Raw genomic sequence first — 12,213 nt, forward strand, 5'->3', positions numbered from 1 at the left:
CAGTCATTCGTAGAGTGCTTTCCTAAGCCTGTAGGAAGTCGCGCGGCAGCTTCATCATCTGCCGCCACAGCTTCTCGACGCCCGGCTTGTGCACCAGCGAGCAGCGATAGAGGCGGATCTCCAGCGGCACGTCCCATTTCTCGCCGCCGGCGCGCACCAGCCGGCCGTTCTTGAGCTCCTCGCGCACGCAGAAGTCGGGAATCCAGGCCAGCCCCACCCCTTGCAGCACCATGCCCTTGAGGCCTTCGGCCATGGCCGTCTCGTAGACGGTACGCAGACGCAGGCGCAGCGGATCGTTCTTGAGCAGCATGCGCACGCTGCGGCCGAGGAAGGCGCCCTGGGTATAGGCCAGGTAGGGAATCGTGTCCTTGCTGTCGAGGCTGAAGCGCGGCCTGCCCTTGGCGTCGGGGAGGCTGACCGGCAGCATCTTGACCTGGCCGATGGAGAACGAGGGGAACACCTCGGCATCGAGCTGCATGGTCGCGTAGGGATCGTGGTAGGCCAGCATCAGGTCGCAGTTGCCCTCGCGCAGCACATGGATCGCCTCGCCCACGTTCATGGCCACCAGCCGCGTCGGCAACTCACCCAGCCCCTCCTGCAGGCGTGAGATCCACTCGGGGTAGAAGCTCAGCGCCAGGGAGTGGGCGGCCACGATGTCCAGCGCCTCGCGCGCCATGGAAACGCCACGCAGGTGGCCCAGGCATTCGTTGAGCTGTTCCACCAGGTTGCGCGCCGTGATCAGGAACAGCTGCCCTTCCGGGGTCAGGTTGATGGGCGTGGTCGAGCGGTCGACGAGGGTGACGCCGACTGCCTGCTCGAGTGCGCGAATGCGGCGACTGAAGGCCGGCTGAGTGACATGGCGCTGCCGGGCGGAGGCAGAGAAGCTGCGGGTGTTGGCCAGGGCCACGAAATCTTCCAGCCACTTTGTCTCGAGGTTCACCGGGACTCCCGCTGACAGCAATCACGATTCGAGTGAATTCATCGTGCCCCAGGACATCTTTCTGAGGCAGCGCCTAATGTACCCCAGCCGCTCATCGAACCCAAGGAACTTCACGCCTCACTGGATCGGCGCGGTGAGGTAGGCGGCGCGTGACACCAGCTTGCTCCACAGCGGTCGCCGCTGAAGCTCCTCGTAGCTGATGCGACGGCAATCGGCGAAGTCCCGCTCGAGCATCAGGTGCACCTCGGCCGCGAAGCGACGGTCGGGGATGAAGGCGGTGATCTCGAAGTTGAGGCGGAACGAGCGATTGTCGAGGTTGACCGTACCGACCGCCGCGGCGCTGTCATCGATCAGTATCACCTTCTGATGCAGGAAGCCCGGCTGGTAGCGATATACCTTGACCCCGGCCCGCACCATGTCGGGGAGGAACGAGAAGGCGGAAATGTAGATCAGCAGGTGGTCGGGATGCTCGGGCATCATGATGCGAACATCGACGCCGCGCATGGCCGCCAGGCGCAGGGCGTCCTGTACGCCCTGGTCGGGCACGAAGTAGGGGCTGGTCACCCACAGCCGCTCCCTGGCGCTGTGGATGGCCTGCTGCACCAGCAGGCTCGCGGTCTCCTGGCGATCGGCGGGGCCCGACGGCACGATGACCACGTTCTGGCACTCGTCGCAGGTCACTAACGGCTCCCAGCACAGGTTGATGACTTCACCGGTCGCCCAGTGCCAGTCTTCCCAGAAGGCCTCTTGCAGGCCCAATACGCTGGGGCCGGTGAGCTTGAGGTGGGTATCGCGCCAGGGACCGTGCCGGGGATGCTGGCCGAGGTACTCGACCCCGACGTTGAAACCGCCTAGCCAGCCCTCTCGGCCGTCGACCACCAGGATCTTGCGGTGGTTGCGAAAGTTGAGCTGAAAGCGGTGCTTGAAGCCGCGCGACGAGCGGAACGGGCTCACTTCCACCCCTGCATCGGCGAGCTCGCGGAGATACCCCTCGGCGAGCTTGCGGCTGCCGATCTCGTCGAACAGGAAGTAGACCCGCACGCCGCGTCGCACGGCGCGAAGCAGGCGCTCCTTCAACTGCTGCCCCAGGGCATCGTGGCGGACGATGAAGAACTGTACCAGCACGTAGTCGCGGGCGGCATCGATGCCGGCGAAGATGCTGTCGAACGTGGCCTTGCCGTCGATCAGCAGTTGCGCATGGTTGCCGCTGGTCAGCGGCATCATGGCCAGACGCTCCACCGCGCGCACATCGGGGCTGCGGGCATCGGCCAGATACGGTTCGAGGCGGACGCGATAGTCGGCGAGAATGCGCCGCAGCACGGTGTCGCGCTCGCCGCGGGCGGAAACGTAGCCATAGAAACGTGGCCGGCCGAAGATCCAGTAGGCAGGCACCGCCAGATAGGGGAAAGTGACCAGGGAGATGATCCAGGCCACGGCGCCCTGTGAGGTGCGACTGGAGAGCAGCGCCAGGATCGCCGACAGAAAGCCGAGCAGATGCACCAGGAAAATCGCTAGGCCGAACAGCCAGGATGCCATGATCTCTCCCTGAAAAAACAGCACGCTGCAGCATACCCCAGACGACGACGGCCCCGCCAGTTGGCGGGGCCGTTTGCAGCATGGGCCATCGACGACCAGAAGGACGCCGGGGACAGCCTTGTTCCCGGCCCAGGGTCGAGCGCCCTCAAGCGCGCTCGGCGATGATCTCCTTCCACTTGGCGGGGCCGGTCTGGTGCACCGAGGTGCCCTGGCTGTCCACCGCCACGGTGACCGGCATGTCCTCGACCTCGAACTCGTAGATCGCTTCCATGCCCAGGTCGGCGAAACCCACCACGCGGGACTTCTTGATCGCCTGGGCCACCAGGTAGGCGGAACCGCCCACGGCCATCAGGTAGACCGCCTTGTTGTCGCGGATCGCCTCGATCGCCGCCGGGCCGCGCTCGGCCTTGCCCACCATGCCGAGCAGGCCGGTCTCTTCCAGCATGGTACGGGTGAACTTGTCCATGCGCGTGGCGGTGGTCGGGCCAGCCGGGCCGACCACCTCGTCGCGCACCGGATCCACCGGGCCGACGTAGTAGATGAAGCGCCCTTTCAGATCGACCGGCAGTTCCTCGCCCTTGGCGATCATGTCGACCATGCGCTTGTGGGCGGCATCACGCCCGGTGAGCAGCTTGCCGTTGAGCAGCAGGGTGTCGCCCGGCTGCCAGCTCTGCACCTCTTCCGGCGTGACCGTATCCAGGTTGACGCGCTTGACGTTGTCCCCCGCCTCGCGGGTGATCTCGGGCCAGTCCTCGAGCTTCGGCGCCGGCAGCGCGGCCGGGCCGCTGCCGTCCAGGGTGAAGTGCGCGTGACGGGTGGCGGCGCAGTTGGGGATGATCGCCACCGGCTTGTTGGCGGCGTGGGTCGGGTAGTCCTTGACCTTGATGTCGAGCACCGTGGTCAGGCCGCCAAGGCCCTGGGCCCCGATGCCGCTCTTGTTGACCTTGTCGAACAGCTCCAGGCGCAGCTCCTCGGCGCGGTTGGACGGGCCACGCGCCTGCAGCTCCTGGATGTCGATGGGATCGAGCAGCGCCTCCTTGGCGATCTCCATGGCCTTCTCGGCGGTACCGCCGATGCCGATGCCGAGCATGCCGGGCGGACACCAGCCGGCGCCCATCTTGGGCAGTTGCTCGAGCACCCAGTCGACCACGCTGTCGGAGGGGTTGAGCATGGCGAACTTGCTCTTCGCCTCGCTGCCGCCGCCCTTGGCCGCGACGTGCACCTCGACGGTGTCGCCCGGCACCAGCTTGTGATGGATCACCGCCGGCGTGTTGTCGCCGGTGTTCTTGCGCGCTCCGTCCGGATCGGCCAGCACCGAGGCGCGCAGCACGTTGTCCGGGAAATTGTAGGCACGGCGCACGCCCTCGTTGATCATGTCGTCGAGGCTCATGTCGGCCTCGAAGCGTACGTTCATGCCCACATGCACGAACACGGTAACGATACCGGTATCCTGGCAGATCGGCCGGTGCCCCATGGCGCACATGCGCGAGTTGATCAGGATCTGAGCGATGGCATCCTTGGCCGCCGGATTCTCTTCCCGCTCGTACGCCGCCGCCATGGCGTCGATGAAATCCTTGGGATGGTAATAGGAGATGTACTGCAGGGCGTCGGCGACGCTCTGGATCAGATCGTCCTGGCGGATCACGGTCATGTGCTAGGAACTCCTCGGCAGTGTCGGCATACCCGCTTCTGGATTCGCAAGCGCGAAGCGGCGGGTTCGAACGGTGCCGAATTATACCGTATCGGGACCTGCTAGACAGGTTCGTAGGCCAAGGTAGTAGGCAGACTGGAGAAATGCAGGAAGATAACGGTATAAATACAAGTTACTGTGACTGGCACTGCGGGCAAAGATAGAGCCGACGCGAAGCCACCATGGCCCGTTCGATGGGCGTACCGCAGGCATGACACGGCAACCCGTCGCGCTCATAGACAGCAAAGCGACAAAGGCGCCGGTTCTCGCCTCGCCGTCGCGCAGCTGCTGCCCATTCGTCACGGTTGGTCACACCTGCCTGGTCGTAGGCACGCCGCGTCACGTCGAGAATGGCGCGCGCCAGTAGCGCCAGACGCTCCTCGCCCAGCTCCATGGGCTTCTCACTGGGCGAAGCGCCGGCGAAGAACAAAATCTCTGAGCGAAGGTAGTTGCCGATGCCGGCGAATAGCGTCTGATCGAGCAGTAGCCCGCCTAGCCTGCGCCGTGCAAAACGCGGCTCGGCCAGGCGCGCCATGGCCTGCTTCGGTGTGACGCCGTGGGTCAGCAGGTCGGGGCCCAGCCGGGAGAGAAATGGATGCTCGGCGAGCCTGTCGCCCGGCCACAGCGAGACGTCCGAGGCGCTGTAGAGGCTGGCCGAGCGCCCTTCCGCCGTCAGCCGCACGCGCAGCGAGCGCTCGGTATCGGGCTCGCGCTCGGCGTCGTGCAGCTTCCACACGCCGTAGAGCTGGTTATGACTGTAGAGCACGCGACCGTCGTCGAAGCGGGTCAGCAGCGCCTTGCCCCAGCTGTCCACCGCCGTGACCTCTCGACCTACCAGCGAGTCGGCCTCGGCGGCCAGTTCGGGGAAGGCGAACCACACCGACTCCAGCCGCCTGCCGGCAAGCTGCTCGTGCAGGCGGTCGGCGGCACGGCGAATCTCAGGGCCTTCGGGCATCGTGACTCCAAGTTCAGGACAATGCGGGAACGCAGCAAGAGGCGCCGGGGACTGGGCGTAGAGGGGGTCTTTTGCCATGGATGGCAAAAGTAGCGCCCAGGGATGGGTTTACAGCGCCCCCTCGTAGTCCTGTCGACGGAAAGCCTCGAGCGGACAGACTACCCAAGCGCCAGTTGCCGCTCCTTGAGCTCATGCAGCCGGTCGCGCAGCCTGGCCGCCTCCTCGAACTCCAGGTTCTGGGCCGCCTCGAACATGGCGTCCTCGACTCGCGAGACCTCTTTGACCAGGTCCGTCGGCGAGAGCTCGGAGATATCGTAGATCGCCGCACCCTCGGCCACCTTGCGCTCGCCGCGGCGCCCCTTGCCCTTGCGACCCGGGGCCTGGGCCGCCTCCATGATGTCGGCCACCGAGCGGGTCACGGTGGTGGGCGTGATGCCGTGCTTCTCGTTGTGGGCGATCTGCTTGGCGCGGCGCCGCTCGGTCTCGTCGATGGCGCGGCGCATGGAGTCGGTCACCCGGTCGGCGTAGAGGATCGCCTTGCCGTGGGCGTTGCGCGCCGCCCGGCCGATGGTCTGGATCAGCGAGCGCTCGTTGCGCAGGAAGCCCTCCTTGTCGGCATCGAGGATCGCCACCAGCGAGACCTCGGGGATGTCGAGGCCCTCGCGCAGCAGGTTGATGCCCACCAGCACATCGAACTTGCCCAGGCGCAGGTCGCGGATGATCTCCACCCGCTCCACCGTGTCGATGTCCGAGTGCAGGTAGCGCACCCTCACGTCATGTTCGTCGAGGTACTCGGTGAGGTCCTCCGCCATGCGCTTGGTCAGGGTGGTGACCAGCACCCGCTCGCCCACCTCGGCGCGGGCACGGATCTCGGAGAGCAGGTCGTCGACCTGGGTCGAGGCCGGACGCACCTCGATCTCGGGATCGACCAGCCCGGTGGGGCGCACCACCTGCTCCACCACTTGGCCGGCGTGCTCGGCCTCGTAGGGCCCCGGGGTGGCCGAGACGAAGATCGTCTGCGGGCAGATGCGCTCCCACTCCTCGAAGGTCATGGGGCGGTTGTCCAGCGCCGAGGGCAGGCGGAAGCCGTACTCGACCAGCGTCTCCTTGCGCGAGCGGTCGCCCTTGTACATGCCGCCGACCTGGGGAACGCTGACGTGGGACTCGTCGATGAACAGCAGCGCATCGTCGGGCAGGTAGTCGAAGAAGGTGGGCGGCGGCTCGCCGGGGTTGCGGCCCGAAAGATAGCGCGAGTAGTTCTCGATGCCGTTGCAGTAGCCCAGCTCGTTCATCATCTCGAGATCGTAGAGAGTACGCTGCTCCAGCCGCTGGGCCTCGACCAGGCGATCGTTCTTGCGCAGCCACGCCAGGCGTTCGACCAGCTCGGCCTTGATCGCATCGGCAGCCGAGATGATGGTCTCCCGCGGCGTCACGTAGTGGCTCTTGGGGTAGATGGTCATGCGCGGTACCTGGCCGCGCACCTCGCCGGTAAGCGGGTCGAACAGCCGGATCGAGTCGATCTCGTCGTCGAACAGCTCGACCCGAACCGCTTCCTCGTCGGAATCGGCCGGGTAGATGTCGATCACGTCGCCGCGCACCCGGTAGGTACCACGCTTGAAGTCCATGTCGTTGCGGGTGTACTGCAGCTCCGCCAGGCGGCGCAGGAAGCGGCGCTGATCGATCAGCTCGCCGCGGGTGAAGTGCAGGCGCATCTTGAGGTACTGGTCGGGGTCGCCGAGACCGTAGATCGCCGAGACCGACACCACGATCAGCGCATCGCGCCTTTCCAACAGCGCTTTCGTCGCCGAGAGCCGCATCTGCTCGATGTGGTCGTTGATCGAGGCATCCTTCTCGATGAAGGTATCCGACGAGGGAACGTAGGCTTCCGGCTGGTAGTAGTCGTAGTAGGAGACGAAGTACTCGATGGCGTTGTCGGGAAAGAACGACTTGAACTCGCCGTAGAGCTGGGCGGCCAGGGTCTTGTTGGGCGCCATGACGATGGTCGGCCGCTGCAGCCGCTCGACCACGTTGGCCATGGTGAAGGTCTTGCCCGACCCGGTCACGCCGAGCAGCGTCTGGTGGGCCAACCCGGACTCGAGCCCGTGGATCAGGCCCTCGATGGCGGTAGGCTGATCGCCGGCGGGCTTGAAGTTGGCATTGAGGCGAAACGGCTTGCTCATGACGGCTCCAGACGGCTTCAGGCGCCGTTCGGCGCCCGGACGGTACGTACCGATATCAGCAGCAAAAGGCCGGCCTTCGGCCTATGCCTGGGTGACATCGGCAGCGCGCGTGGTGACTTCCACGGTGGCACTGGTCATGAGGCGATGAATGGGGCACTTGTCGCTGATCTCCTCCAGCCGCACCCGCTGCTCCTCGTCCTCGATGCCATGGAAGGTCATCACCACTTCGAGTCGGTAGACGCCCTTGCGTTCCTCGCTGTCGTCGCGGTTGACCCTGACGCTGACCCCCTCGAGCGGCCACTGCTTGCGCCGGGCGTACATCTGCGCGGTGATCGCCTTGCAGGCGCCGAGGGAAAGGTCGAAGTAGTCGTGCGGGTCCGGCGCACTATCCTCGCCGCCGAAGGCACTGGGCACATCGGCGTAGAGATCCTCGAACCCCTCGATGCGAACCCGCTGACGAAAGATGCTGTTGCGCTCGCTGACGATCTCGATGGACTTGGGCATGGGCGATTCCGTTCGGTTACTTGATATCGATGGGAAGCTTGAGGGCCTGGACGGCACGGATCAGCGCCTCGCGGCTGACGCGCCCCTCCACGTCCGCCCCATGGCGCCCCACCTCGGCGCTCTCCACGCCCTCCACCATCATCAGGGCCGTGGTAATGCGATTGACCTGATCGGCGCTCTCCACGCCGCTGAAACTGAGCGACTGCTGCGGCATGCCTGACTCCCCGGGGCATGGAATAGGAATGCACGAGTCTAACATGGCAACCTTGAAGCGGCAGCCGCTTGCATTCCCGCCGCCGTGCCCGCATACCATGGGCCATATCCCTGACATGACGACCCGGAGCCACACAGGCATGAACGATTGGATAACCGCCCTGGGAGGACGACGCTCGAGCGATGAGCGGGTGGCGTTCGATACGCCAGACCCCGCCCGCCAGGCCATGGAGCATACCGTCATCACTCCGCTCGTCCACCTCGGCGTTCTCGATGTGGTCGGCCCCGGCGCCGGCAAGCTGTTGCAGGGCCAGACCAGCGCCCAGGTCGACCTGGCCGACGGCAGCTTCGCCCCGCTGACCTGCTTCTGCAGCGCCAAGGGGCGCATGCTGGCCAATGCTCAGCTGCTACGCATCGATGCCGAACGCTACCGCCTGATTCTGCATCGCGGCCTGCTCGCGCCGCTGTGCGCCCACCTGAAGAAGTTCGCGCCGTTCTACAAGAGCGAACTCGCCATCCGCGACGACCTGGTACTGCTGGGGCTGATCGGCAAGGAGGCCCAGGCGCTGGCAGAGGTACGCTTCGACGTCGCCCCTCCCGCCGTCTGGCACCAATCGGGCGACGAGAAGGTGCAACTGCTGGCCCACCCGGGGCCACAGTACCGGCTGCTGGCCTGCCTGCCGCTGGAGCAGGCCGAAGCGGTCGCCACCCGACTCAACGAGCAGGCGGCTGCGGTCGGCAACGCCGTGTGGTGCCTGCAGGACATCCAGGCCGGGCTCGCCTGGCTGACGCCAGCCCACCAGGACGCCCTGCTCCCGCAGATGATCAACTGGGAGGCGCTGGGCGGGGTCAGCTTCAAGAAGGGCTGCTACACCGGCCAGGAGGTAGTGGCCCGCGCCCACTTCCGCGGCCAGGTGAAGAAGCGCCTGGTTCGGGCTCAGCTCGAGGGGGAGTGTCTGCCTGCACTCGGCGCAGCGGTGGTCGACGACAGCGGCAAGAGCCTGGGCGAGATCGTGGCGGCGGAACTCGACGCCTACGGCCAGGCCGAGATCCTGGCAGTGCTGAGTACCCGCGACGATCCCGGCCCGCTCAGCGTCGATGGCCAGACTGTCAAGCTGCTGAAGCTGCCCTACCCCATCGAACGCCTCGATCCGGAGAGCCTGGCCCAGGCAAGCGCCTAGGGCAAGTCCAGCCCGAACACCCGCTTGGCGGTCGCCGTGCTCTGGGCGGCGACCGCCTCCGTGCTTTCCCCTCGCAGCTTGGCCACCATCTCGCACACCTGGGCGATGCGTGCCGGCTCGTTGCGCTGGCCCTGGTGCCCGCATAGCGGCATGTCGGGGCTGTCGGTCTCCAATACGAAGCCATCCTCAGGCAGGCGCTTCACTGCCCGCCACAGGCGCTGGGCGCGCTCGTAGGTCACGGCACCGCCCAACCCGACCACGAAGCCGAGATCGAGGAATTTCCAGGCCTGGTCCGGCGAGCCGGCGAAAGCGTGAATCAAACCGCCCGCCGGCAGGTCGAGCTGGCGCAGCCGCTTGGAGACCTTGTCGTTGGCGTGTACGCAGTGGATCACCACCGGCAGCCGGCGCGCCTTGGCCAGGCGCAGTTGGGCGTTGAACAGCGCCCACTGGTCGTCCAGGGTCTCCTCGAAGCGCGCGTCGATGCCGCATTCGCCCAGCGCCCGCACCTCGGGATGGTCATCCAGCATCTGCGCCAGCGCCTCGACGTCGCCCTCGCCGTGTTCATGCATGAAATAGGGGTGCAGGCCCAGGCTGACGTGGACGTCGTCGCGCTGGCCGAGCGCCAGCACGGCCGGCCAGCGCTCGCGGGTGGTGCCCGGCACCATGAAGTGACCGACACCGGCCGCCCTGGCGCGCGCGAACATCGCCTCGCGGTCGTCGTCGAAGGCCTCGAAGTCGAGGTGGCAGTGGGCGTCGATCAACATCCGTGTCGTGCTCCCTTGCGTGGCGTGGCTTCGCCGCCTGCCGTCACTCCGCCTCGGCTGGCGTCGCCGGCAGCTCAGAGGTGCAGGCCGGACAGCGCGTGGCCGGAATGGGAATCTTGCTGAGGCAGTACGGGCAATCCTTGACCGTCGGCGCCGCCGCCGTCTCGGGCGGATAGGCGAGGTTCTTGAGCCGATTGATGTTGCGGATCAGCAGGAAGGTGGCGAAGGCGACGATCAGAAACGACAGCACCGCATTGAGGAACAGGCCGTAGTTGAGGGTCACCGCCCCCGCCGCCTGGGCCTGCTCCAGGGTGTGGTAGATCTCCTCCCCCGGGCCGTCGCGCAGCACCAGGAACTGGTTGGTGAAGTTCAGTCCACCCGTCGCCAGGCTGATCAGCGGGGTGAAGACATCCTTCACCAGGCTGTTGACGATGGAGGTGAACGCCGCCCCGATGATGATCCCCACCGCCATGTCGACGACGTTGCCCTTGACCGCGAACTCGCGGAACTCCTTCAGCATCTTCGATGCCATGCCCCCATCTCCCCATCGCAGCTTCTTCGGCTTGCTCTCTCGCCTGGTCGACGCCCGCCTCAGTGTTCCCGGGTGGCGGCGAAACGAATCTCCGGCCAGCGCTCCTGGGTCATCTGAAGATTGACCCTCGTGGGAGCAATGTAGGTCAGGTAACCGCCGCCATCCAGCGCCAGGTTGGCGCTCGCCTTGCGCCTGAACTCCTCGAGCTTCCTGGCATCGTCGCAGTAGACCCAACGCGCGGTCTGCACGTTGACCGGCTCGTAGACGCAGTCGACCTTGTACTCCTCCTTGAGCCGGTGCGCGACCACATCGAACTGCAGGGTACCCACGGCACCGAGGATCAGTTCGTTGTTGTCCAGCGGCTGGAACAGCTGGGTGGCGCCCTCCTCGGAGAGCTGCTGGAGCCCCTTCTGCAGCGCCTTGAGCTTGAGCGGGTCCTTCAGCTGCACGCGCTTGAACAGCTCCGGCGCGAAGTGGGGGATGCCGGTGAAGCGCATCTCCTCACCCATGGTGAAGGTATCGCCGATCTGGATCGTGCCGTGGTTGTGCAGGCCGATGATGTCGCCGGGCCAGGCCTCCTCGACGTGGGCGCGGTCGGAGGCCATGAAGGTCAACGCATCGGCGATCTTGACGTCCTTGCCGATGCGCACGTGGCGCATCTTCATGTTCTTCTCGTACTTGCCCGAACAGACCCGCAGGAAGGCGATGCGATCGCGATGCTTGGGGTCCATGTTGGCCTGGATCTTGAATACGAAACCGGTGAAGCGCGAGTCCTCGGCCTCCACGGTACGGGTGTCGGTCTCGCGCGGCTGCGGCGGCGGCGCGTACTCGACGAAGCCGTCGAGCATCTCGCGCACGCCGAAGTTGCCCATGGCGGTACCGAAGTAGACCGGGGTCAGTTCGCCGCGGCGGTAGGCGTCGAGATCGAACTCATGGGAAGCGCCACGCACCAGTTCCACCTCCATGCGCAGCTCCTCGGCCTGCTCGGCACCCAGCACCGCGTCGACCTCGGGATTGTCGAGCCCCTCGATGCGCCTGTCGTCGGGAATGCGGCTGCCCTGGCCCTGGGTATAGAGATGGATCACGTCGTTGTAGAGGTGATAGACCCCCTTGAAGTGGCGCCCCATGCCGATCGGCCAGGTCATCGGCGCGCACTGGATGTCGAGCACCGTCTCCACCTCGTCCATCACCTCGATGGGATCGCGAATGTCGCGGTCCATCTTGTTGACGAAGGTGAGGATCGGCGTGGTGCGCAGCCGGCACACCTCCATCAGCTTGATGGTCCGCGCCTCGACGCCCTTGGCGCCGTCGATCACCATCAGCGCCGAGTCCACCGCCGTCAGGGTGCGGTAGGTGTCCTCGGAGAAGTCCTCGTGCCCCGGGGTGTCGAGCAGGTTGACGATGCGCCCGCCATAGGGGAACTGCATCACCGAGGTGGTCACCGAGATGCCCCGCTCCTGCTCCATCTTCATCCAGTCGGACGTGGCGTGGCGGTCGTTGCGCTTGCTCTTCACCGAGCCGGCGAGCTGAATGGCGTTTCCGAACAGCAGCATCTTCTCGGTGATGGTGGTCTTGCCCGCATCGGGGTGCGAGATAATGGCGAAGGTTCTACGCAGCCCGACTTCGCGGGCCAGATCGGCAGCTGACATCAGTCTCGGATTCGTCGTGGCACCCAGACGGTGCGTGAATGGTGAATTGGCACGCATTCTACGGCTTTG

The 12,213-nt window shown here is 65.9% G+C and carries 11 protein-coding genes; 1 reads left to right on the forward strand and 10 read right to left on the reverse strand.

Annotated elements, in window-relative coordinates:
* Positions 1–22 precede the first annotated feature (22 nt).
* From HNO51_RS10840 to HNO51_RS10870, 7 genes are all read right to left on the reverse strand, one after another.
* Entirely contained in the window at positions 23–940 is a 918-nt protein-coding gene (locus HNO51_RS10840) for a LysR substrate-binding domain-containing protein (protein ID WP_197447378.1), read from the reverse strand.
* 117 nt (positions 941–1,057) lie between these two features.
* Positions 1,058–2,476 (reverse strand): cardiolipin synthase, encoded by a 1,419-nt coding sequence (gene cls / locus HNO51_RS10845; RefSeq protein ID WP_197447379.1) that lies wholly within the window; start codon positions 2,474–2,476, stop codon positions 1,058–1,060.
* A 145-nt stretch (positions 2,477–2,621) separates the two neighbouring features.
* The gene (locus tag HNO51_RS10850; RefSeq protein WP_209537426.1) at positions 2,622–4,127 is read right to left on the reverse strand and encodes a fumarate hydratase; all 1,506 of its coding nucleotides are present in this window, start codon (positions 4,125–4,127) and stop codon (positions 2,622–2,624) included.
* Positions 4,128–4,299: 172 nt separating this feature from the next.
* Positions 4,300–5,121, reverse strand: a complete 822-nt coding sequence (gene nei, locus HNO51_RS10855; RefSeq protein ID WP_209537427.1) for an endonuclease VIII — start codon at positions 5,119–5,121, stop codon at positions 4,300–4,302.
* A gap of 158 nt (positions 5,122–5,279) precedes the next feature.
* On the reverse strand, positions 5,280–7,301 hold the full coding sequence (gene uvrB / locus HNO51_RS10860; RefSeq protein WP_197447382.1) for an excinuclease ABC subunit UvrB: 2,022 nt from the start codon (positions 7,299–7,301) through the stop codon (positions 5,280–5,282).
* Positions 7,302–7,382: 81 nt separating this feature from the next.
* Entirely contained in the window at positions 7,383–7,805 is a 423-nt protein-coding gene (locus tag HNO51_RS10865; RefSeq protein WP_197447383.1) for an OsmC family protein, read from the reverse strand.
* Between the two features lie 16 nt (positions 7,806–7,821).
* A complete protein-coding gene (locus tag HNO51_RS10870) occupies positions 7,822–8,019 on the reverse strand; it encodes a hypothetical protein (RefSeq protein ID WP_197447384.1) in 198 nt (65 codons plus the stop codon).
* 139 nt (positions 8,020–8,158) lie between these two features.
* On the opposite strand from HNO51_RS10870, the gene ygfZ reads away from it, so the two are divergent.
* A complete protein-coding gene (ygfZ, locus tag HNO51_RS10875; RefSeq protein ID WP_209537428.1) occupies positions 8,159–9,199 on the forward strand; it encodes a CAF17-like 4Fe-4S cluster assembly/insertion protein YgfZ in 1,041 nt (346 codons plus the stop codon).
* On the opposite strand, the gene HNO51_RS10880 is transcribed toward ygfZ, so the two are convergent.
* The 3 genes from HNO51_RS10880 to prfC are packed head-to-tail and all read right to left on the reverse strand — an operon-like array spanning position 9,196 to position 12,144.
* Positions 9,196–9,963, reverse strand: coding sequence for a TatD family hydrolase (locus tag HNO51_RS10880; protein WP_197447386.1), 768 nt, complete (start codon positions 9,961–9,963; stop codon positions 9,196–9,198). The two genes, ygfZ and HNO51_RS10880, sit on opposite strands and share 4 nt — an antisense overlap.
* A gap of 43 nt (positions 9,964–10,006) precedes the next feature.
* On the reverse strand, positions 10,007–10,495 hold the full coding sequence (gene mscL / locus HNO51_RS10885) for a large conductance mechanosensitive channel protein MscL (protein WP_197447387.1): 489 nt from the start codon (positions 10,493–10,495) through the stop codon (positions 10,007–10,009).
* 59 nt (positions 10,496–10,554) lie between these two features.
* Positions 10,555–12,144 carry a peptide chain release factor 3 gene (prfC, locus tag HNO51_RS10890; protein ID WP_209537429.1) on the reverse strand — a complete coding sequence of 530 codons (1,590 nt, stop codon included), beginning with the start codon at positions 12,142–12,144 and terminating at the stop codon, positions 10,555–10,557.
* Between the last annotated feature and the right edge of the window lie 69 nt (positions 12,145–12,213).

This window comes from Billgrantia sulfidoxydans (assembly GCF_017868775.1).
Taxonomy (GTDB): Bacteria; Pseudomonadota; Gammaproteobacteria; order Pseudomonadales; family Halomonadaceae; genus Halomonas; species Halomonas sulfidoxydans.

Bases quoted from the DNA above. Each gene is read 5' to 3' on its own strand.
- cls (WP_197447379.1), bottom strand. From the start codon at position 2,476: ATGGCATCCTGGCTGTTCGGCCTAGCGATTTTCCTGGTGCATCTGCTC.
- HNO51_RS10850 (WP_209537426.1), bottom strand. From the start codon at position 4,127: ATGACCGTGATCCGCCAGGACGATCTGATCCAGAGCGTCGCCGACGCC.
- nei (WP_209537427.1), bottom strand. From the start codon at position 5,121: ATGCCCGAAGGCCCTGAGATTCGCCGTGCCGCCGACCGCCTGCACGAG.
- uvrB (WP_197447382.1), bottom strand. From the start codon at position 7,301: ATGAGCAAGCCGTTTCGCCTCAATGCCAACTTCAAGCCCGCCGGCGAT.
- HNO51_RS10865 (WP_197447383.1), bottom strand. From the start codon at position 7,805: ATGCCCAAGTCCATCGAGATCGTCAGCGAGCGCAACAGCATCTTTCGT.
- HNO51_RS10870 (WP_197447384.1), bottom strand. From the start codon at position 8,019: ATGCCGCAGCAGTCGCTCAGTTTCAGCGGCGTGGAGAGCGCCGATCAG.
- ygfZ (WP_209537428.1), top strand. From the start codon at position 8,159: ATGAACGATTGGATAACCGCCCTGGGAGGACGACGCTCGAGCGATGAG.
- HNO51_RS10880 (WP_197447386.1), bottom strand. From the start codon at position 9,963: ATGTTGATCGACGCCCACTGCCACCTCGACTTCGAGGCCTTCGACGAC.
- mscL (WP_197447387.1), bottom strand. From the start codon at position 10,495: ATGGCATCGAAGATGCTGAAGGAGTTCCGCGAGTTCGCGGTCAAGGGC.
- prfC (WP_209537429.1), bottom strand. From the start codon at position 12,144: ATGTCAGCTGCCGATCTGGCCCGCGAAGTCGGGCTGCGTAGAACCTTC.